Source organism: Rhodococcus sp. H-CA8f (genome assembly GCF_002501585.1).
Classification (GTDB): Bacteria; Actinomycetota; Actinomycetes; order Mycobacteriales; family Mycobacteriaceae; genus Rhodococcus_F; species Rhodococcus_F erythropolis.
Genome location: NZ_CP023721.1, coordinates 66,892 through 85,417 on the forward strand (window position 1 = coordinate 66,892; position 18,526 = coordinate 85,417).

The window sequence follows — 18,526 nt, forward strand, 5'->3', positions numbered from 1 at the left end:
AGGGGCGGCAGCGCGAGCACAGTCACGAAACTGCCGACGGCGCACATAACAACGGTGGGACTACTTCTTGTCGCCGGGGGAGTTCTTGCCGCGCACGGGCAGTGTCGACGATGACGACGTCGAGGTCACTTCCCCATCCTGCGATGTAGTCGGTGGTGCGGTCTGGCGAGGACGTAGGCGCCGGATTCGGCTTCGACTTGCCTTCGAGTAGCCAGAAAGAGCATGCCTTCTGACGCCTAGTGCACGACACTGGTCACTGCATCGGAGGTGACCCACAGCCACAGGTCGAAGCCGGTTTTGCCGTCGCCGGTGGTGGCATGAATTTTGACGCACCCGAGCCACTGTCCGTCGCTCAGTCTTGCCCATGCGTGGAGTGTTCCGGGCATGGTTCCTTCGAGTCGGAGGCCTCCGGCAAGTACTCGCAATGGCAGCCTGTCCGGCCTTTCGGCGTTCTTCGCCAAGGGCAGTGCTCGGTTCATCTCGACGACTACTCGGCGGGGCTCGTCGAGTTGGTGCAGGGTCGGTGTCAGTGGCCAGGGTTCGCGCCAGCCGGTGAAGTCGGGGGCGGTCATAGCGCGCGGTGCAGGGGCGCAGGGTGCGGTGTCTGCGAGGTCCAGTCGACGGTGCCATTGGTGGCGCTGAGGTCGAGTGTGGCGGATCGGGGCCGGAATCCTCGGCCACTGACTTCGACGTCGACGGTGATGCCGGTGATCCGGCCGCGTCCTTGTCCGAGACCTGCGTATCCGGTGACCTGACTGTCGATGCGGACGTCGGCGTTGTCCCAGCGGCCTTCGGTGACGACGAGGCACGAGTTTTTGCTGCGTGCGCGGGCGATGACGGCGCGGGCTCGGGTGGGTGGGACGGCTTGTCCGGCGAGGCCGAGGACGACCAGATCCATCCCGTCCAGCAAAATTGCCGCGACGTCGATGGCGGCGTCGCCGGGGGCGGGGACGAGGGCGGAGCGGTTGAGGTCGGCGCCCATTTCGGTGGCGGCGAGGAGCCCGAGCTTGGGGAGGCCGATGACGGTGGCGTGCTTGCCGCTGCTGGTGACGGCTGCGATGAGGCTCAGCAGTATCGAGGACGCCCCGTTGACGGAAGTGACGGTGCCGCGGGCGAGTCCTTGTTTGGGGAGCAGGGCGGCGAGCGCGTCGGGGGCGGGCAAGACGGTGAGTGTGGACCCGGCGGGGAGCGTTTCTCGGGCGTCGAATCGGGCGTCGGGTTGTTCGACCGGGACTGCGGGTGCGGCGCCGTCGGTGCGGGCGGGGATGGAGGCGATGCGGCGGCGGAGCTGCTCGATGCGTTCGTGCGCGGGGAGGTTCGTCAGGGTGGGCGGGGTGATGGCCACAGTGGTTCGACCTCCTCCGCCGGTGCTGCTGTCACCGCCCACTCTAGTCGAACGTACATTCGATTTCGAGTGGGGTGCGGGGCCAGATCGGCGGGTGCGGCGGATTGATGCTCAGATACTCGACTCTTGTTGCGCCGCTGCTAATCCCCGGTGCAGGTTCAGTCGGTGTCGTTTACGTGTGATTTCCGCTGCGTTCGGTTTGACCACAGTCCGCGCAGTGCCGACTGTTGTTCACTCCGCTCGGGTGACATTCCTCGTCGCAGGACTCGGACGGAACGTAGTCGTGCTTGGTGCTTTCCATTGCAGATCTCCTAGTGGGTGTTCGGACGGGTCACGATTCCGCTGGAGAGAGCGCGGGCGGCTCGTATGCTCCGGGCGGCGTCGGCGAGGTGGTTGACGATGTCCTGGTGCTCCGCTTCGTCGGCGAGGAACTTCTCCACCTGCTTGGTTGTGGCCGCACCTTTGTAGGCCTGTTTGAGGGCCTCGACGGCGTCGAGGACGCTGAACTGGGCCATGTCGAGTGCGTCGAGCATCCCGCCGAGGTTGACCAGCGCCTGCTCGCCCTCGGGGTCGCGGCCCTCGTCGGCGACGGGGCGGAGGTGGAGCGGTTTGGCTGTCGTCATCGTCGGCGCCTCTCTGGGTGTCGGGTTCAGTGGGCGAAGGCGAGGTGCATGGTGAGGAGGTCGTGCACGCGGGCGGCGACGTCGAGGTCGTCGCCGTCGATGTCTTCGAGCAGTACCGCGACGGTGAATCCTGCGCAGAGGTTCCATGCGCGGCGGCGACTGTCGACGTCGGCGCTCACCTCAGCACGGGTGATCGCGGCAGCGAAGACGGCATCGGTCGCGGAGACCCATCTGCGGTAGGCGCCCACTCCCCCGCTGACTGCCTTTTCGAGGATCAGCTTCATTCCGGCACGGGCGCGGACGGAGGTGGTGACGATGTCGGCGAGGGCTTCGAAGACTGCGCGTAGCTGCGTGGTGGCAGGAAGTTGTGTCGTTGCAGCGTCGGCGAATTCGGCTTCGATGGTCGCTATCCAGTCTTCGACGAGCTGTTGCGCGATGGCCTCTTTACTCGGAAAGTGGTAGAAGATCGCACCTTTGGTGAGATCGCTGCCGTTCAGCATTTCCGTGATGCTGGCGGGGAAGTACCCGAGAGCGTCGAACACGTGCGCCGTCTCGTCGAGGACTTTCTCTCGCGTGACCTTCGCCCGTGGCTGAATGCAGGGTGAGTGGGCGAAGGTGAATGTGGCGGTCGCAGTGCTCATGTCGGATCCGTTTCTGTGGTGAGCGGCCCGGCCTGTCAGCGCTATTCGGGCAAACTATGTGGTGGAGACACACTCTACCGTCGATCGTTCGCGCGTAGTTGGATCGTTCAACAGGACAGACTATTTCATGATCGCTATGGATCTCGTCGAGTTCAGTTGAGCCAGAGGAGAACTGTCACGCTCGATCCGTGAATGGAGAGCAATCCGCGAGACCAGGCACAACGCCGCAACAAGTGTGAGGGTCAGGTACGCGGTCAGCGACCACAATGCCGTCAGGTTCGTCGCGAGCGCGAGCCAGATCAGGCTTCCGTCCGCTATCCGGTTGACGAACCCGGCCCGGCGCCCTTCCCACAGCGGCTTGGACAGGACTGCGACGAGGACTGTAGCGCCGGAGACGAGCATCAAGACCAGAGCCAGCATCGGGATCGATACGGCGTCCGCGAGGGTGAGAACGCCGAGGACTCCGCCGAGCGCAGCGACCACGCCGATGAGGCGGGCCGCGACATGGTGAATCCTGTTGGTAATCATTGGTTTCCCTTGCGAGATCGTGTGTGGGTTGCGTGGGTGTCGACAAGTGTGGGTGTGAGTGTAGTTGCCGCGCAGCGAATGTGGGCGGAACGCGTAACGCTGAACCACGGGACGCGGTTCAGCGTCACATGGAGGGCGGACGTCAGCAGGTGGCGAGAATTTTCTGCATCGCGCCCTTCTCTGCTTGCGTCACCCACAGGCGGTAGATCGATTTCACCGTGATCTGCTGGGAGACGTAGGTGCATCGGTACGCCTTGTTCGGCGGAAGCCAGGACGCTGCATCGGAATCGGACTTCTGGCCGTTCGTCGGGCCGTCCACGGGGATCAGGTTCCGCGGGTCGTTGGCGAGGTTTCGGCGCTCTTCCGGGCTGAGTTGCTGGGCACCCTTCTGCCACGCGTCGCTGAGGGCGACGACGTGATCGATCTGCACGGCCGTCGAGGTGTCCTGTCCGCGAACGAATTTGATGGTCTTGCCGGTGTAGGGATCAGCCAGGGTGCCGGAGAGGACGACGCACTGCTTCGTCCCCTGCTTGTAGACGATGTCGGTCAGGTCACGGGCGAGGATGTCGTTGCGGGTATCGCAGCCGTTGTGGCCGAACTCGACGGTGACATCGTCGGTCCAGGCTTGGCCGAATTGGTCTCTGCTGTAACCGGTTTTGGGGGCGCGGCCTTTGACGGGGATGGTCTCGAGCGTTGCGAGGGCTGCTGCTGCATTCGTGCCGGGTTGCTCCGTTGCGCCGGTGGATCCCAACGATCCGGCCGAGCCGGTGGGGATGATTTCTGCCAGTGACGCGCTGCACCCGGTCACCGACAGTGCCGTCGCGGTCGTTGCAGCCATCAGCACGAGGCGGATTCGGCTCGTTCGGGTACGCCAGGTGTGGTCCATCGAAGTGCTCCGTTCAGAAGGGGAAATGCGGCCGAGGTACCGGCCGGAAGTGGTCTCACTCAACGGTGAGTGCGGCGCGTGCCCGGGCGTGCTTCCGGGTCAGGCGGTTTCGGGTCTTGTCGTCGAGCTGGGCGAGGCGTCCGGGGGCTGCGTTGTCGGCGATGTCTGCGAGCTTGACCGTCACGGCCATCGGATTGCGCCGGATCCGGGTGTAGTACTCGTCCGGTGTTTCGCGGTCACGGCGGGTGACGGCGTCAACGGCGTCGACGATCTCTGCAGGGAACAGTCGCCGCAGATCAGCGAGCGTGACGGCGGTGTCTTCGACGACGTCGTGTAACCAGGCAACAGCGACGGCAGTGGTGTCGGTGAGACTGGCGGCGACGCGGGCGGGGTGGGCGATGTATGCCTGCCCAGCCTTGTCCACCTGCCCACTGTGAGCGGCGGCGGCGATAGCGCGCGCACAGGTGACGGCGTCGACGGGTGAAAGACTATCGCTCGCTGCAGGGCCGTATTCCCTGACGAACAGGGCGATCAGGTGGAGCGGCCGGGACTGGTCAGTCGACACGGCCGGTCGCTTCGGCGAGTTGGGCACGCAAGTCCGCGTTCTCGTCCTCGAGCTGCGTCAGACGATCGCCGCGGTGGCGGGCGGAGGCTTCGGCGACAATCTCGACTTCGTCGTAGTCGCTAGGGTCGAAGTCTTCACCGGGGACGAATTCCGGTGACTCGAATCCCTGGTCTCCTGCTGCCTGAGCCATCGTCATAAAGTCCATGTCGTAGATCCCTCTCTTTTCGGTTGCGGTTCTGAGGCGTCGAGAGCGCAGAAGAGTTCTCACGTCGCTCCGGGCATCTCGCGGCCTGGGTTCGATCGTCCATGACGGGTACGACATGGTGTCCTGATTTCAAACCGTCTGCCGTTCAACGCGTCAGAGAATCAGCACCACGCCATAGAAGCAGACTCCGCCGGTGTTCGTCGACCCCACTTTTCAGCACACACGATCACGCTCGATCAGCCTGTGTGAGCAGCGATGAGTGCACGGGCCTCGTACAGGCGTTGCACGATCTTGCTTTGGCGCGGCCCGAGCATCGACAACTGCGCCAGCCCATGAGTGTCAGTGACCTGAAATTCGGTGCCCCTCGGACCATCCTCGCCCGCCCGCCCAGCCGGTGGTTCCGCCACCCATGGGCACTTTGCGCACTTCCCAGCGGCCGTCGGCGGTGACATACCCTAAATCTATTTTGGTGAACGCTATCTCGGCCATAGCCGCCCTACCTCTCGTCTCGCCTTGCCCGTTTCGGAGCCACGCTCCGACCACGAGTGTCCAAGCGACAGCACGGCCTTCAGCGGCGATTCTGGACGGCCAGTAGGACCGCTCTGTCCTGCGCCACAAACGCGGCGTCACGGCGTTGCGACAGCTCCAGGAATTGCTGTTCCTTCTCGGTGAGGGACTCGATCGCGTCCGCCACTTCGGCGGGGTCCATTCCCTGGGCGACGGAGGCAAAGAACTCGGCATCGTTGCGGTACGGCTCCCAGCGTTCGGTGATCTCGGCGATCACTGCGAACACGAAACCGCGAATGAGCAGTACAAGCGATGCGAGCCCAAGAGGCCCGACGATGATCAGAATGGGAACAAACAGCTCGTCGAGCCATCCGAGCACGCCGGGCACCACTGTCCAGAAGACGGCCAAGAAGCCAGCGACCACGCACTTCGCCAGACTCGTGCAAGCATCGTGTCGCCATGTCGTCGCCACTCGCCGCGCGTACATCGGCGTGCGCCTTCCTTGCATCTTTGTCTCCTGCTTCACTTTTCGCCGTGCCGGCCCGAACCTATTCAACCCCGTAGCCGTTCGCCTGCCTGTTCGGCCACGGCTTTCGCCTCCGTGAGCGACACCCCGCCGGGGAGGAGTCCCGAGAACTCCTTCTGACTGAAATCGCTACCGATCCGATGAGCTTGGGCGATCCAGCGGCCGTCCACCTTCGACTGGCGCACAATCAACAGAACATACTCGCCGTCTCGTGGACCGATCCACTTCGATCCATCTGCTTGCCAGCCGTCTGCATCGACCTTCACGAACACCCTCTCCGTAGATGCTCCGGTACAACCGTTTTCGAGATCATTCGACGGCACCGCAGCGGTGAATGTCGTGGTCGCGCGCGATGCCCCGCCGACAGTCGCGGCGGAGCGACCCTAAATGGCTCCGGCCCCGGCCGGAGCCGATTGATCCGTCAATTGGCGGGCTTGTGAGCGACGACCCAGCCGACGACGGTGGATTCGTCTTCACCATCTTCGGTCGCTTCGACACTCAACGCGACGTACAGGCCAGGGTTTTCGCGAATGTGCTTCTCCAGTCCGCCGCCGACGAATTCGGAGGTGTGCAGGACGGGGCCGCTGGAGCTCTGCTGGCCGGAGAAGCCTTGGAGGAACGTCCATCCAGACGGGGGTTCGGGCTCACCCTTCGCGTCTCCGTTGCTGTCGAGTGGTTGCTCGACGGATGATTCGACGTACGCGTCGTAGCTGTCGAGAATCTCTCCCCTTGCCGTCACCTCGATGACGTGGCCAAGTTCCATCTGATCGTTGAATCAACTACCTGGCTCTGAAGGACCAGGTTTGCTGCTCACCAATCTAGCTGGATGCTAGAGCGGTGGCTGCTTTAGGCACGGTTGATTGAGCGGCCCAATACTTTTCATGTCCGAGTGCAGCGATATTGCGGGAAGCATTGTGATCCGCATGCGCGGCCCACCCACATTCGCGGCACTCGAACCGAGCTTGACTGCGGCGATTCTTCGCATCGCAGAACCCGCACTGCGAGCAGGTGCGGGAGGTGTTGCGCGGGTTGATCACCTGCACCGGAACACCCACCATCTCTGCCTTGTAGGTGAGGAAGTCCCGCAGTTGGGCGTAGGCCCAACTGTGTACCTGTGCTCGTTGTTTCTTGGCCAGCCGTACCCGATCGCGGATACCCGATAGATCTTCTATCGCGATACCACGGTCGGTGCGTTGCGCCTGAGCAACAATTGTTTTCGACAATTGGTGATTGATGTCGGTGGCGAACCGTCGTTCCTTCCGTCGCCGAGTCTTCAACTTCCGCTTCGCGGACTTCGTGCCAACCTTCTGCAGAGCGGTCCGCATCACCTGGTTCTTTCTGCGGCGCGCGGTGACGGCACCTCCGGACCATCTGACGTCAAGGCTCTTCGGGTCGTCGTCGGTGGTGACCGCGAGGTTCACGATCCCCAGATCCACACCCAGCCAACCATCGACCGGATCCTTCACCGGTACAACAAGTGCCGGTACTGGTTGATCGACGGTCGCATACAGGTAGAACTGGCCGTCGCGGGAAACCAGATCCGTTTCACCTTTACGGTCTGCGAGGAGTTTGCGCTGCCAGGGGGCGCACACGAACCGCACACCCTTCATCCGGCCCGAGGTTGTCCAGATGGAGACCGTCGAGGAGTCGAGTTGCCAAGACAAGCACCGATCGTCGAACGGTTGCGCCGCCAGCGGCCGGAACCGAATAGCTGTATCCGACACGGCCGCATATTTTTTGGATCCGGCTCGACCGTAGTTTCCGGCTTTCAGGTTGGCTTTCCGGGTGGTGTACGCGTCGGACACTTTCTTGATCACCCGAACTGCGGGCTGCGCCGACAACCCGAGCGCCTTGATCCGTGTGTACACCGTTTTCTGCAACGCGAACGCACGCCGATCAGAAGATTGTTGGGCAAGATCGGAAACAACGTCGGCGGCGGCGTTGCACGTGAGTAGCGTTTGCTTCAACGCGGCAGCTTGCTCGTCGGTGACGGCGAGTTTGATCATCACGATTCGTTTCACTGCCGTCACCGCCTTCCGAATAGGGTTCACGCCTTCACGTGCCCGCACATTCCGTTAGGAACAGATCCTTGCAGCGGGTTACGACACATAGGTGAATCCAGTTGCGTCCACGTCCCACCGTCGTATGCGAACCTGCGGTCTACTGCGCAATTCAGAGCCGCTTCCACCCGGCCCTGAAGGGCCAGGCTTCCGCCGATTAGTCAGGTGAATGTTTGGTGCCCCCTCTGACCTTCGAGAGGGGCGAGCGACACGGGTGCGGGCATCCTCATGGCTGAGTGAGCCACGATCTATGAGAGGTCGCCGTTTCTGATTCGACGGATGTGTTCGCGCGACCATCCGGTCACTTTGATGATGTCGACTTGTCTCGTGGTGTCCGGTGACGATTCTCGGATGGCAGTGCGAAGTTCGGCGCGTTTGGCGTGAAGCCGCTGTTCAGCGTTCTTGTACGCGGCGGCTGCCTTGGCGATCTTCTCGATGTCGTCCACAGCGCCATAGCCTACACCGAAGGCCAACCATTGTTGGCGCGCTCCCGAATGTCGCCAACACTTGCAATGCCAACTTGAGTTGGCCTACGGTGTAGGCATTGCTCCGCTCACCGACACGACAGGAACGCCATGACGACGACCGTGGACCCCAAGGCCATCGACCGCGAACTCGCCGAAATCAGCGAACGCCGCTGGGCCGTCCTCGATCGCATGAACCGGGTCTACACCGCCATCCACTACGCCGTCGACGACGTCCGACAGAAGCGTTCCGGCTGGCGCATGACCAACACCGAAGCCTGCGCCCGCCTCACCGAACTCTGCGAGGACCCGAAGAACTTCCGCGCACGCGATGCCGCCAAAAACCTGACCAGCCTCGACAACTGCAACAGCGAACTCGCTGCCATCAACGACGAATTCGATCGCACCGAAGCTCCCTACATCCGAGAACCATGGAGCCGCTTCTACCTCGTCCAGGGCGGACACATCCACGCCACCCGCTCCTGCCACACTCTGCACACCACCACCCGCCTGGGCTGGCTGCCAGACCTGTCAGGAGACACCGAGGAAGCCGCCGTCACAGAGCACGGCCCGCTCCTGTGTACTCACTGCTTCCCCTCGGCGCCCGTCGAATGGACCATCGGCCCCACCAAGAAGACCGACCCGTCACAGTGCGACAACAAGATCCGCGGCGACTGGTACACCCGAGGCCGCTACGCGCACTGCCCCGAATGCGGCGCAGTCGCCTCCACCACCAGCATTGGCAATCTCCGCAAGCACAAACGACCCATCGATTGACGTTGTGCGCCAAGGTGTTTACGACGAACACCTTGGCGCACCCCACTTCCCGGGCTCAGCCCCGTGATATTCTGGCCACGGAGCCGCATCGCAGGGCTCTCTCCGAGCAACCACAAGGTGCCCGTATCATCGGGTTGCGTTCGAGGGCAAGGTCCCGAGCGGATCTGCGATCACGTCACCGACTGCCGGGCGACGAATGCGGGACGTCGACCATGACGAGTCAGGGACCAACATGACGAAAAACGCGGACCTCAAAGCCAGCATCCGACTATTCCAAAGTAAAAACCCCGGTATGAGCTATCGGGCGGCACGTGACGCCGTCCTCGCCGCTAAATCAGTCACACCCCAACAGGCAGCACTGAGTCGCGACGAACGTCTGCTCCAGCAGTACTGCGCCAGCGAAACGGACGTTGATATGCAGGCCTCTATCGACGCGAGCTCTCCCGCAGCCGAATCAGACGAGACTGCCCTCGGCATAGGACGCGCAGGGCGAAAGGTTGACTATCTGGGCATGTTCGCACGCAATGAGATGTGGGAGGACAAACGACGCACGCTCGCCGACCTCCGCCTGCTCGACGAGTCCACCCGCAGCCTGTTCGGATTCGGTAAATCTTTCATCTCGGCTGCGCGGATCGCTGACCTGCACGCACCGGGCAGCGACGAGTAGATTCAGCACCATACGTAACGGTCCACCTCAACCGGGAAGACCGCTTAGGTATGGTGTTGCTTTCTTCCGCATCGGCGAGGTCAAGGCGGGTCACCGACCCCACGTAAATGAGGCTCGGTCGGTACGACGTCGCAGACAATCCTCCCGTTGAGGCGACCGCCGCTCGCTTCGATGGGGTCTGCCTCACAGCGTGCACCTGCGACGCGGATAGCATCGCGAGATGAGTTACGACCTCTGGCTTTTGCCCGCCGAACACTGCTCAGATGCCATAGCGGCCCGCGCCTTCGTGCTTGCGCAGGACAAGGCCGACGAACCGGCGACACAGACTGCTTCCGCACTCGCCGCAGACATCAGCGCTGTCAACGCAGATTTGCCGGAGGAGCTGGGATTCTTGTCGGTCACCCCATTGAGCGGAATCGGCGCCGCGGTGATGATTCCGTCGCCGTGGCGGCGCATCCAAGATGCTCGCGACGTGCTGGTGCCTCGCGCCTTCGCCGTCGACTACGGCGTGTACGACCCGCAGCTCGACATGGTGTTGAGTCCGCACAGGTCGGTCGCCGGAAAGGTCTCGACTTCTCGCGAAGCGACCTTTCCCACGATCACTCCAGAAGTGATCGACCGCTTCGTTAAGACTATGAAGGTGGATGATTTCGTTATCGTCGAAACCAGCGCGGAGGTCTATATCCAAACGACGCGAACAAGTCTCGGGGGCTTCGACGTTGAGTACCGCGCGGGATCGGCAGACCAGCATTTCGGTACCGAAGTGATCACTGCGAAGGAGGTCGTCGGCATGATGAAAGCCTGGCTGGCGAGTGGCAGTGCCGGGGTCACCGATCAACACTCGTGGACCAAGCTCGATCTATGACAAGACCCCGACAGTTGCGGCGCGAAAGATCCACCGAGCTGCGGCAGGGGTGGCATGCGCTCGCCGACTTCGGTATGTACGCCCAATCCGAGAACGAGCGACGCTCCGCCCGAGAGGGACAACGACTTTGCGAGCGGCGGACTGTTCGGCTTCGGCGGACCGCGTCGCTACACGTGAGCGGCCCGTCTGAGGTGAGACGGGCCGCTCGGGTGTGTTGTTGTTTCACTTCCCCGCATCGGCAGGGTTGGTGACAGTGTCCGTGGTTGTCACGGAACTCGAACGGTGGATCCCCGCATCCGCAGGGTCGGCCGAGACGCCCTCGAGCAGTTCAACGAGTATTAGATCGATCCTCACATCGGTGAGGGCACATGTTCGTCCGGGTTGGGTTCACAGCTGTCACGGACTGATGCCGCACCTGTAGGGAAGATCACGCCGCCGGATTCGCTTCGTGCCCTTCACATTTCACGCGGCACGGGTCAGAAGGAGCCCGCACCCGTATGCCTTGGCTGGACCGACGCCGCCGGTGAGCGCGGCGGCATGCAGCGCGGGGTCGCTGATGCGGGCGGTGCCGGTGTAGACGACCGTGGTGTGCGTGAAGACGGCGTTCGGTGTCGCGCGTTGGTTGCGGGGAAGCGATTTGGTTTCGCTTTCCAGGCGCGCGCCGCTGCGGACGTCGAGCGTGGCGACTTCGAGCCCTGCTGCTGTGAGTGCCTTCCGGCCCCACTGTTCACGTTCCTCGGCGGGGACGGCGATCTTCTTGCCGCGTCGCTTTTTGCCGCTGTCGGCCGGTGGGCACGGCAACGATTTGCGGGGCGCAGCGATCAACTGGAATGCGATGGTGCCATCGAGTGGGGCTTGTCGGGCGCGGTGATCGACCTCGCCGAGCAGAACACCTGGCGCCAGTTGCCAGTTCGCCGGTGTGTGTCCTTGTACGACGAGGCGGACGCGGTGGTCGGCGCTGAGTGAGACTGCGTAGAGGATTCCGAGTTCGGCGCGGGGTTCACCTTCGCCGGGGAAGATGTCTTCCCGCCAGCCGGACATGACGAGCTGGTGCATCAGGTGCGTGTCGACAAGGGCGTCGCGGACGGTGCGGTGACGGGCGTCGAGTGTGAGGTAGCTGGTGTGCAGGGTCAGCGTGTCGGCGACGGTGGTCATGGCTGCTCCTCGGGGGCGAAGAAGTCGATAGTGGGCGCATCGGTGGTGGTCGTTGCCGTGGCGATGCGCGTTTCGAGGCGTCCGACAGTGCGGCGGGTGTCGAACTGTGTGGGCTGGTCGACGACCAGTTGGGTGTTCGGCGATCGCCGTCCACGGGTCGGGGTTTCTTCGATCCAGATGGTGTGGTGCGGCAGGGCCTGAGCGGGTGGGATCAACGCGAGGGCGTCGGCGGGATGTTCGACTGGATGGACGACGGGGGCGGGAGGCGCGGACAGTGGGTACGCCTTGCGGCCCAGATGCAAGCTCCGGGCCGGGGCGGTCAGCGCCGCACAGATCTCCTCGACCAGCGTGTGCGGGCCGCTGAGGGCGATCGTGAAGGCGGCGTCGGCGAGGTACGCGTCGGTGGTCTGCACCGCGTTCTCGCGTTTTCCGACGAGGTTGCCTTTGCTGTCGCGGCGGATGTTCTTCGGCGCCGAGTACGCACGGACCAAGGGCAGCCCCTTCGCCGCTGCACGGGCGAGGGTCGGATCGGCGAGCGCTTCGGCGGGCAGCAGCGGGAAGTTTCCGGAACCGGCTGTGTGGTAATCGGATTCGATGATTCCAGGTCGGTCGGCTCGCACTGCGAGCTGCAGTGCCGCGAGGTCGGTGATGTCGTCTGCGCGGTCCCGGCCGAGGGCATTGGCCACCAGGCCCACGATCCCCGACTTCGTCGGATGGTCCTGCGTTGGCCGGTGGGCGTTGCGTTCACGGGTGGACCACGCTTGCTGTGGTCCGGCGAGCCGGAACGTGACGGTGGCGGTGGTCATCGGCGGACCCGGGCGATGAAGTCACCGAGATCGTCTGCGCGGTCGACGCCGGTGAAGTCGAGGTCGTCGGCGATGGTGGGGTTGATCGCCAGCGCAGTGGTGGTGCCGCCGGTGAAGGGGCGCGCGGCGGTGGAGTGGCGGAGCAGACGCTCGGATGCCTTCGCGGCGACGTTGTCCCCCTGGATGGCTGGGGAGAACGCGTCTGCGAGTGAGTACACGGCTCGGCCGGTGTCGGCGAGGACGAGGATCGGCAGGGTGTGTGCGGCGGAGGAGCGTTTTTTCGCGGACGGGATGGAGCGCACCACCCATTCGACGAAGCGAGCTTCTGCGGTGAGAGCGAGTTCTTCGACGACCGATTCGTCCTGTGAGTACCCGGCGAGGTTGCTTCGAAGTTGGCGGCGATCCAGTTCGACGTAACGGTAGAGGGTGGGGGCGGCGAGGTCCGCGGTGTCGAGCATCGACGACACGGCCTCTCCGGGGCCTGCGGCGTCGTCGACGGCGGTGAAGAAATCGGCTTCGAGGGCGAGGGGGTCGACGGAGAACGCGTGCGCGACGGAGACAGCGCCGTCGACGTTGCTGCCGGGGATCTCGGCGAGCATCCGACCGAACAGTGCGAGGTCGATGGTGTTGTCGACGTCGAGTGCGGCACGAGCGGCGGTGAGGACCGCGTCGGGGATGTTCAGCTTGGGAGCTGTCTTCTTCTTCGATTCGTCGGCTTCTTCGTCGGGGTCGGTCACGAGGACGATGTCGGCGTCGTGTTCGGCGAGCGCTGCGGCGACCCGGGTGGGCAGTGCTTCGGAGGCGAAGACCGCCACGGAGGTGTTGCCGGTCTTCTCGTTGGCTTTGAGTCCGAGGCGGGTGAACAAGGCGGCGGACACCGCTGCGGCGCGGTCGGGATCGATGCCGTGGTTGGCGGTGAGCGCTTCTGCGGTCAGCTTCGGGAAGCGTGTGGTGCGCAGGCCGTAGGCGCCGCCGTCGATGGCTTCGGTGCGGATGCCGGTGCGGATGGCGCGTTTCCATGACTGACTCGAGACGCGGGCGCGGGGGGTGCCGTCGATGGTGATCTTTTTGATCGCGCCAGCGTCGTCACGGTTGAGCAGCGAGGCGGGGACGGCGTGCAGGACGTGCAGGCCGAGGAACGGGGCGAGCGCGGTGGTGGTCATGTGATGAGGTCCTTTGCCGGAACGGTAGGGGGAGTTCAGGATTCAGCGGCGTTGGCCGCGGGGTTGGGCTGGTAGGTGGAGAACTGCCGTGCCCAGGTGATCTGTATGTCTTTGCGGGTGTCCGTGTTTCGCCAGGCCGAGATTTCGTCGACGATGGTGGCCCACTGCGGCGGGTAGTCCAGTGTGCGGAGTTCGCGGCCGATCGCGTCGAGGACGTCGGCGAGGGCGGTGTCGTTGCCTGCGGCGAGGAGCCGGTCGAGTAGTCGAACTGCGCCTGGGTTGTTCGGTCCGCGAGATCCTCGGGCGCCGAGGTTGCGCAGTCCGTGACCGAGACCGGTTGCGGGGGTGCCGTACCGGATGCTGGCGCGGCCGGTATGCCATCGTGCGAAGAGTTTCCCGGCGAGCGCCCACGCGATCCACTGGTCGTCGTCGGCGCGGGAGGTGATGCGGATGATGTCGACGTTGACGGCGTTGGAGGGGCGCCAGGTGCGCAGAGCGGCCAGTGCGCGGTCGTTCGATTTCACTGCCGCACCGAGGCTGGTGATGTAGCGGGTGGCCGGTGTGGTGTCGGCGAGGTCGAGGTCGGTCATCAGCTGACGGCTTCTTTCTTCGGTGCGGGAGGAGTGGTTGCGACTGCCGCAGCGGTGGGTGATGCCTGGGCGATTGTGGAGGAGAATTCGGCGACGACGGTGTCGGCGAGCGTGTACATCTCGCCGATGGCGTCGTCGAGTGTGATCTCTCCGGTCAACGCGCGCCGGACGATCGGTTCCATGTCGCTGTTCATCCGGGAGTCGGTGGGCATGTTCCGTTTCCACCATGCACCGGGCGATGTCGGAGTCGAGGACGGAGCGACGACGCGGCCTCCTGCGATGACACGTCCGACGACGTACTTGCGGACGTCGTCGACACCGGCGCCGAGGACCGTGACGTCGCCGCGGGTGATGGTCGGTACCGGCAGCGACCCGGTCACAGGGCCGTCGATACGGGACTGGAAGGACGCCAGCCCGGCCAATCGCATCTGCCCATCTGCAGGCAGGTCGGCGGCGAGCACTCCGGGGGCGTCGATCGAGGCGTACGCGGCGAGCAGTTGCCGCCACGCCGGACGGTCGGCGTGCACGTCCCAGGCGGTGAATGGCTCGCCCGCCTTTTTCTGCTTGAACGTGGTGTGCGGCAGCAGTTGTGGGTCGGTGTCCTCGCCGTAGCGCAGTCCGTCTGTCATTGAAATTCCGGTGACGTACCCGTCGAGGTCGGGTATCAGTAGCGCTGACCGCCCTTGCCAGGTCAGTGCGTCGGCTTGACCACCGAGATCGGGTGCGTCGCCGGGGTTTCCGCCTGGCCAACTGTGGTGGAAGGTTCCGATCGGACCGGGGCGACGGTTCACGATCAGCGTGTCCGCGAGGTTCCCGGCGTCGATCCACGCGAAGGGGCGCGGGACGGCGATCGCCGCCTTCGCGGACTTGAGTCCCTTGAGGTCAGTGATTTTCGGTCCCGTGCGGATCTTGAAGATCGTTTCGGGGAACGATTGGATGCCGCCGACCGAGAATTGCTGGCGCATCATCAACGCGCGGGCAGCTTCTACCGGGGTCAGACGGGTTTGGGATTCGTTGTGGCGGTGATCGAGAAGGACGGTCCCGTTCCCGGCATAACGGTAGGACAGGGTCACTGCCGGTGATACTGTCCGCTCCCCCACATGCTCTCGCAGTTGAGTGTTCTGCCAGAACGGTGCGGCGGTGTCGAAGAGGTTCCATTTCCCGGCGGTTCCGTGCAGCCAGTTGATGGGGTCGCCCTCGCTGGCGAGGTCGATGGCCATGAGCATGCGCAGGATCGCAACATCTTCCAAAGGGTCGGCCGATGCGACGTCGCGGATGTCCCCCCGATTCACCACGACCTCGGCCAGACTCAGTGTCTGGGGGCCGTCGAGGGTGAATACATCGATCCACGGCTCAGTCAGCAGATTCATATTCGAAACAATATACGTAGGACTGTAAATCGGTGGATGTCAGGCATTTCCGCTACCGTTCAAGACATGCCGACAGCTGCCCCGCGCTTCCAACTGCACCCACACCAGCAACAATCGCTGCGCCAGCTGACCGAAGCATGGGACCAGGGCTACGCCCGCGTGACCTTGTCACTGCCCTGCGGAACCGGCAAGACCGTCGTCATGGCCGGACTCCTCGAAAACCTCAGCGCGCCCAGTCATCGCACTGTTGTGTTCGTCCCCACCGTGCGACTGCTCGTGCAGACCGCCAACATACTGCGCGCCGCACGTCCAGGGGCCCGTCTGATCGCCGTCTGCAACGACCGAGGCGCCACCACAGACGAATTCACCCCGGCGACCGCCGAAGAACGCGAACGCGAGATCGACATCGAACCCGCGGATGCCGCCGCCGAACTCGACACCGACATCACCACCGACCCCGAACGGATCGCCGAGCTACTCACCCAGGGCGGCAACAACGCCCTCGTCGTCGCCACCTACGCATCCTCCGCCGTCGTCGCCGCCGCCACCGAACTCGCCTCCATCACATGGGATCTGCTGATCTGCGACGAAGCGCACCGCACCGCCGGAACCGCTGACAAGGCCTGGGCACTCCCCCTCGACAACAACGCACTCCCCTCCCTCCGGCGCCTCTTCGCCACCGCCACCATCCGTGCCGTCGAACCCGCCACCGACACAGACTCCGAACTCGGCCCCATCGAAGTCCTGTCGATGACCTCCGTCGCAGACTACGGCCCCACCATCGCCCCACTGAGCCTGCGTGACGCCATCACCGACCGACGCCTCTCCGATTACCGGATCGCCACCATCGCCGTCGCCGAAGAAGCCGCCCTCGAGCTCCTCGAAAAAGAAGCCGACACCAACCATCTCGACCCGCAAGCAGCCGCCGCACAGCTCGCCCTCATGCGCGCCGCCGACACCAACCCTGACCTCCGCTCAGTGATGGTGTTCCACAACCGAATTGACACCTCACGCGCCTGGGCCACCCAATTCAGGGCGCTCGCAAAGACCACCGACAAAAACGTCCGGGTCTTCCACGTCGACGGCGGCAGCGACCCCCGCCATGTCACCGCAGCGCTCAACGCACTCGCCGCCCCCGGCGACGATCTCGTCGTCGTCTCCAACTGCCGACTCCTCTCCGAAGGCGTCGACGTCCCCGCACTCGACGCCGTCATGTTCGCCGCGCCCCGCACCGGTGCACCCGACATCGTGCAAATCGTCGGCCGCGCACTACGCCCCCACCCCGACGGACACCACCGCACCGCACTGATCATCCTGCCCGTCCTACACCGCCCCCACGACACCACCAGCACCGAAGACCGCGTCGCCCGCACCGACTACCTCACGGCCTGGCAAGTACTCACCGTCCTCGCAGAGGAAGACGAAATAATCTTCACCTCACTCGCCGACCACCGTCGCGCAATCGAATGCGCCACCCCGCCCCCTGGACCCGAATCCCGAATCCGCTTCGACACCACAGGACTTCCCGCCAACATCGACGACGGCTTCATCCTCAAAACCGTTCGCCGCACCACCAGCGGATGGCTCCGCGTCCACCACGCACTCCAACAACAAGCGATGCGCGGAAACAGCCTCAACCCGCGCCCCACACTGACCATCCCCGACCCACACAACCCGAACGGCTATCCCCTCGGTCAACGAGTCGCCGCACTCCGCAAAGCCAAAGCGGCAGGCCGCGTTCCCACACGAATCATCACACTCTTCGACAACGATCCACTTCTCACCGGATGGTCCTGGGACGCCCGAACCGCCACCGCAGCTAGACTTTCCACCGACGACAAACTCGACCTCGTCGAAAAATACATCACCGCCACCCGAATACCGCACGTACTGCCATCAGCAACCGTCGACGACACCTCATCCGGGAAACGTGTCAAGATCGGTGCGTGGCTCGCCACACTCAAACTCAGCTCATTGACACCTCAACAGCGACAACGACTTCACACCCTCCTCCCCACCCAATTCAGTGGACCGAACTGAAGCCGAAGCAGCCGTCACCCAGAAATCACACCAGGCCAGCAAGCCTCACCCCCGAGCACGCGGGGATCAACCCGGGAAAATTATCGATGTAGTGACGAAGCAACTTTCACCCCCGCGCACGCGGGGATCAACCCGTGTTCATTGCAGGTCCTCACATATCTGCATGCTCGCCCCCGCGTACGCGGGGATCACCCCCGAGCGTCAACTCGTTTCTTACGACATCCGAAGCTCACCCCGGCGTACGCGGGGATCAACCCGTCTCGAGCTGCGGCCGAGGGTGAATCGTCGTCTCGCGCCCCCGCATACGCGGGGATCATCCCATCCCCAAAGCCTGCGCAGAATGTCTGCCCGGCTCACCCCGCGCACGCGGGGATCAGTCCACTGCACTTGAGCTCATCACCGGCGGACTCCGCTCACCCCGCCCTCGCGGGGATCAACCCGAGGACATCTCGTTTCCGAAGATCTCGATCGACTCACCCCGCCGTCCGCGGGGATCAATCGGTTACGACGGCGCGCGGCGCAGCGAGGATTGGCTCATCCCCCGCGTATGCGAGGATCAGTTACGAAATGGGAAGTCCAAGTGTCTTGGTTACTTCTCGACGCTGCGGATGCGGTGATTTGCCTTGGGATTACGACACCAAAGCGTATGTTCCGCCGATGCGCCGCGGAATGCGGTGATCTACCGAGAGGTACAGGCGAACATGGGCTCCCCCGCGTATGCGGGGATCGTTCGGCGGCACTGC

At 63.9% G+C, this 18,526-nt stretch carries 22 protein-coding genes; 4 read left to right on the plus strand and 18 right to left on the minus strand.

From position 1 onward, the window contains the following. Positions 1 to 236: 236 nt before the first annotated feature. The 13 genes from CPI83_RS29220 to CPI83_RS29280 all read right to left on the minus strand — a co-directional run bounded on the left by CPI83_RS29220 (position 237) and on the right by CPI83_RS29280 (position 8,332). Positions 237 to 572, minus strand: coding sequence for a hypothetical protein (locus CPI83_RS29220; RefSeq protein WP_097388347.1), 336 nt, complete (start codon positions 570 to 572; stop codon positions 237 to 239). Further along, complete coding sequence (locus CPI83_RS29225) at positions 569 to 1,345, minus strand: hypothetical protein (protein WP_232816964.1); 777 nt, start codon at positions 1,343 to 1,345, stop codon at positions 569 to 571. Before CPI83_RS29225 ends, CPI83_RS29220 begins: the two co-directional genes overlap by 4 nt. A gap of 311 nt (positions 1,346 to 1,656) precedes the next feature. Continuing rightward, positions 1,657 to 1,968, minus strand: a complete 312-nt coding sequence (locus tag CPI83_RS29230; RefSeq protein WP_097388348.1) for a hypothetical protein — start codon at positions 1,966 to 1,968, stop codon at positions 1,657 to 1,659. A gap of 26 nt (positions 1,969 to 1,994) precedes the next feature. Continuing rightward, entirely contained in the window at positions 1,995 to 2,609 is a 615-nt protein-coding gene (locus CPI83_RS29235) for a TetR/AcrR family transcriptional regulator (protein ID WP_097388349.1), read from the minus strand. Positions 2,610 to 2,729: 120 nt separating this feature from the next. Then, complete coding sequence (locus CPI83_RS29240; protein WP_097388350.1) at positions 2,730 to 3,137, minus strand: hypothetical protein; 408 nt, start codon at positions 3,135 to 3,137, stop codon at positions 2,730 to 2,732. Positions 3,138 to 3,279: 142 nt separating this feature from the next. Beyond that, positions 3,280 to 3,975, minus strand: a complete 696-nt coding sequence (locus tag CPI83_RS29245) for an HNH endonuclease family protein (protein WP_097388614.1) — start codon at positions 3,973 to 3,975, stop codon at positions 3,280 to 3,282. Between the two features lie 103 nt (positions 3,976 to 4,078). Then, on the minus strand, positions 4,079 to 4,474 hold the full coding sequence (locus CPI83_RS29250; RefSeq protein WP_232816968.1) for an HD domain-containing protein: 396 nt from the start codon (positions 4,472 to 4,474) through the stop codon (positions 4,079 to 4,081). Between the two features lie 103 nt (positions 4,475 to 4,577). Beyond that, positions 4,578 to 4,793 (minus strand): hypothetical protein, encoded by a 216-nt coding sequence (locus CPI83_RS29255; protein ID WP_157920652.1) that lies wholly within the window; start codon positions 4,791 to 4,793, stop codon positions 4,578 to 4,580. A gap of 568 nt (positions 4,794 to 5,361) precedes the next feature. After that, positions 5,362 to 5,724, minus strand: a complete 363-nt coding sequence (locus CPI83_RS29260; protein ID WP_157920653.1) for a hypothetical protein — start codon at positions 5,722 to 5,724, stop codon at positions 5,362 to 5,364. Between the two features lie 128 nt (positions 5,725 to 5,852). Further along, a complete protein-coding gene (locus CPI83_RS29265) occupies positions 5,853 to 6,092 on the minus strand; it encodes a hypothetical protein (protein ID WP_157920654.1) in 240 nt (79 codons plus the stop codon). Positions 6,093 to 6,247: 155 nt separating this feature from the next. Next, complete coding sequence (locus CPI83_RS29270) at positions 6,248 to 6,589, minus strand: hypothetical protein (protein ID WP_097388354.1); 342 nt, start codon at positions 6,587 to 6,589, stop codon at positions 6,248 to 6,250. A 55-nt stretch (positions 6,590 to 6,644) separates the two neighbouring features. Then, the gene (locus CPI83_RS29275) at positions 6,645 to 7,847 is read right to left on the minus strand and encodes an RNA-guided endonuclease TnpB family protein (protein WP_097388355.1); all 1,203 of its coding nucleotides are present in this window, start codon (positions 7,845 to 7,847) and stop codon (positions 6,645 to 6,647) included. Positions 7,848 to 8,134: 287 nt separating this feature from the next. Then, positions 8,135 to 8,332: a hypothetical protein gene (locus CPI83_RS29280; protein WP_097388356.1), complete on the minus strand. Its 198-nt coding sequence runs from the start codon at positions 8,330 to 8,332 to the stop codon at positions 8,135 to 8,137. A 129-nt stretch (positions 8,333 to 8,461) separates the two neighbouring features. Between CPI83_RS29280 and CPI83_RS29285 the strand changes: the two genes are divergently transcribed. The 3 genes from CPI83_RS29285 to CPI83_RS29295 all read left to right on the plus strand — a co-directional run bounded on the left by CPI83_RS29285 (position 8,462) and on the right by CPI83_RS29295 (position 10,659). Beyond that, positions 8,462 to 9,127, plus strand: coding sequence for a hypothetical protein (locus tag CPI83_RS29285; protein WP_097388357.1), 666 nt, complete (start codon positions 8,462 to 8,464; stop codon positions 9,125 to 9,127). 292 nt (positions 9,128 to 9,419) lie between these two features. Beyond that, positions 9,420 to 9,794: a hypothetical protein gene (locus CPI83_RS29290; protein WP_157920655.1), complete on the plus strand. Its 375-nt coding sequence runs from the start codon at positions 9,420 to 9,422 to the stop codon at positions 9,792 to 9,794. Between the two features lie 220 nt (positions 9,795 to 10,014). Then, the gene (locus CPI83_RS29295; RefSeq protein WP_157920656.1) at positions 10,015 to 10,659 is read left to right on the plus strand and encodes a hypothetical protein; all 645 of its coding nucleotides are present in this window, start codon (positions 10,015 to 10,017) and stop codon (positions 10,657 to 10,659) included. Positions 10,660 to 11,121: 462 nt separating this feature from the next. On the opposite strand, the gene CPI83_RS29300 is transcribed toward CPI83_RS29295, so the two are convergent. Genes CPI83_RS29300 through CPI83_RS29320 form a run of 5 tightly spaced genes read right to left on the minus strand, consistent with a single transcriptional unit; the run spans position 11,122 to position 15,743 of the window. Next, positions 11,122 to 11,814 (minus strand): type I-E CRISPR-associated protein Cas6/Cse3/CasE, encoded by a 693-nt coding sequence (locus CPI83_RS29300; RefSeq protein ID WP_097388360.1) that lies wholly within the window; start codon positions 11,812 to 11,814, stop codon positions 11,122 to 11,124. Then, positions 11,811 to 12,620 carry a type I-E CRISPR-associated protein Cas5/CasD gene (cas5e, locus tag CPI83_RS29305; protein ID WP_097388361.1) on the minus strand — a complete coding sequence of 270 codons (810 nt, stop codon included), beginning with the start codon at positions 12,618 to 12,620 and terminating at the stop codon, positions 11,811 to 11,813. The genes CPI83_RS29300 and cas5e overlap by 4 nt, the downstream gene beginning before the upstream one ends. After that, the gene (gene cas7e / locus CPI83_RS29310; protein ID WP_097388362.1) at positions 12,617 to 13,783 is read right to left on the minus strand and encodes a type I-E CRISPR-associated protein Cas7/Cse4/CasC; all 1,167 of its coding nucleotides are present in this window, start codon (positions 13,781 to 13,783) and stop codon (positions 12,617 to 12,619) included. The genes cas5e and cas7e overlap by 4 nt, the downstream gene beginning before the upstream one ends. Positions 13,784 to 13,818: 35 nt before the next feature. Further along, complete coding sequence (locus CPI83_RS29315) at positions 13,819 to 14,373, minus strand: type I-E CRISPR-associated protein Cse2/CasB (protein WP_097388363.1); 555 nt, start codon at positions 14,371 to 14,373, stop codon at positions 13,819 to 13,821. Beyond that, on the minus strand, positions 14,373 to 15,743 hold the full coding sequence (locus CPI83_RS29320; protein WP_097388364.1) for a type I-E CRISPR-associated protein Cse1/CasA: 1,371 nt from the start codon (positions 15,741 to 15,743) through the stop codon (positions 14,373 to 14,375). Before CPI83_RS29320 ends, CPI83_RS29315 begins: the two co-directional genes overlap by 1 nt. A gap of 66 nt (positions 15,744 to 15,809) precedes the next feature. Here CPI83_RS29320 and CPI83_RS29325 point away from each other — a divergent pair, with 66 nt between their 5' ends. After that, the gene (locus CPI83_RS29325; protein ID WP_198586389.1) at positions 15,810 to 17,783 is read left to right on the plus strand and encodes a DEAD/DEAH box helicase family protein; all 1,974 of its coding nucleotides are present in this window, start codon (positions 15,810 to 15,812) and stop codon (positions 17,781 to 17,783) included. The last annotated feature ends 743 nt before the right edge of the window (positions 17,784 to 18,526 follow it).

Excerpts from the sequence above, each read along its gene's own strand:
- CPI83_RS29220 (WP_097388347.1), bottom strand. The coding sequence starts at position 572 with ATGACCGCCCCCGACTTCACCGGCTGGCGCGAACCCTGGCCACTGACA.
- CPI83_RS29230 (WP_097388348.1), bottom strand. The coding sequence starts at position 1,968 with ATGACGACAGCCAAACCGCTCCACCTCCGCCCCGTCGCCGACGAGGGC.
- CPI83_RS29235 (WP_097388349.1), bottom strand. The coding sequence starts at position 2,609 with ATGAGCACTGCGACCGCCACATTCACCTTCGCCCACTCACCCTGCATT.
- CPI83_RS29240 (WP_097388350.1), bottom strand. The coding sequence starts at position 3,137 with ATGATTACCAACAGGATTCACCATGTCGCGGCCCGCCTCATCGGCGTG.
- CPI83_RS29245 (WP_097388614.1), bottom strand. The coding sequence starts at position 3,975 with ATGGCTGCAACGACCGCGACGGCACTGTCGGTGACCGGGTGCAGCGCG.
- CPI83_RS29255 (WP_157920652.1), bottom strand. The coding sequence starts at position 4,793 with ATGGACTTTATGACGATGGCTCAGGCAGCAGGAGACCAGGGATTCGAG.
- CPI83_RS29270 (WP_097388354.1), bottom strand. The coding sequence starts at position 6,589 with ATGGAACTTGGCCACGTCATCGAGGTGACGGCAAGGGGAGAGATTCTC.
- CPI83_RS29285 (WP_097388357.1), top strand. The coding sequence starts at position 8,462 with ATGACGACGACCGTGGACCCCAAGGCCATCGACCGCGAACTCGCCGAA.
- CPI83_RS29290 (WP_157920655.1), top strand. The coding sequence starts at position 9,420 with ATGAGCTATCGGGCGGCACGTGACGCCGTCCTCGCCGCTAAATCAGTC.
- CPI83_RS29295 (WP_157920656.1), top strand. The coding sequence starts at position 10,015 with ATGAGTTACGACCTCTGGCTTTTGCCCGCCGAACACTGCTCAGATGCC.
- CPI83_RS29300 (WP_097388360.1), bottom strand. The coding sequence starts at position 11,814 with ATGACCACCGTCGCCGACACGCTGACCCTGCACACCAGCTACCTCACA.
- cas5e (WP_097388361.1), bottom strand. The coding sequence starts at position 12,620 with ATGACCACCGCCACCGTCACGTTCCGGCTCGCCGGACCACAGCAAGCG.
- cas7e (WP_097388362.1), bottom strand. The coding sequence starts at position 13,783 with ATGACCACCACCGCGCTCGCCCCGTTCCTCGGCCTGCACGTCCTGCAC.
- CPI83_RS29315 (WP_097388363.1), bottom strand. The coding sequence starts at position 14,373 with ATGACCGACCTCGACCTCGCCGACACCACACCGGCCACCCGCTACATC.
- CPI83_RS29320 (WP_097388364.1), bottom strand. The coding sequence starts at position 15,743 with ATGAATCTGCTGACTGAGCCGTGGATCGATGTATTCACCCTCGACGGC.
- CPI83_RS29325 (WP_198586389.1), top strand. The coding sequence starts at position 15,810 with ATGCCGACAGCTGCCCCGCGCTTCCAACTGCACCCACACCAGCAACAA.